Origin of the sequence: Bacillus manliponensis (genome assembly GCF_000712595.1) — a bacterium.
GTDB lineage: Bacteria > Bacillota > Bacilli > Bacillales > Bacillaceae_G > Bacillus_A > Bacillus_A manliponensis.
The window spans coordinates 1-638 of sequence record NZ_JOTN01000078.1; the positions used below are offsets into that span (position 1 = coordinate 1).

The 638-nt window shown below is 30.1% G+C and carries 1 protein-coding gene; it reads left to right on the top strand.

Going from position 1 to position 638, the window contains the following annotated elements:
• Nucleotides 1–175 precede the first annotated feature (175 nt).
• Nucleotides 176–638 (top strand): response regulator aspartate phosphatase (locus tag BAMA_RS23295; RefSeq protein WP_034644436.1); only part of this gene is annotated, 463 nt, incomplete at its 3' end.

The window sequence follows — 638 nt, forward strand, 5'->3', positions numbered from 1 at the left end:
GGAGGTAGTTGTATTTTTTTGCTTGATAGGCATGTGACCCCTGTTTAATAAAAAATAAGATTCATATAATTGTCTGTAAATATTTGAGAAACTTATTTATTAAATAACATGAAGTATTTAGCGTTTGAATTTTCTGTTATTATTAAATATATAAAGAAAGATAAGGAGGGGTTATGTGTTTACGTCCACTAGAGATGAGAAAATCACACAACTTTTAAATGAATGGTATATAGAAATAAGGTCAAGACGGTTAAAGGAAGCACAGGCTTTAAAAGAACATATTGATATTCAAATTAATAGGTTAAAAGAAGAAACAAATGAATCTGCACAAGACCAAAACCTATTACTTTATTACTCACTGTTAGATTTTAGGTTCAATTATCTAGTTGATAATTTAAATGTATCTAAGGATAGTTTTGATAAAGTTGAGTCCTTTAACGTGCCAATGGATAACTTTCTATCCTATTACTATCATTTCTTTAAAGCGATTCATTGTGACGCAATTGGGAACTACATGTTAGCAAAAGAACACTATTACAAGGCTGAAGAACTACTTAAATTTGTTCCTGACGAGTTAGAAAAGGCTGAATTTTATTATAAAATGGGGTACTCTCATTATGACAATCAGCGAGGGCTAC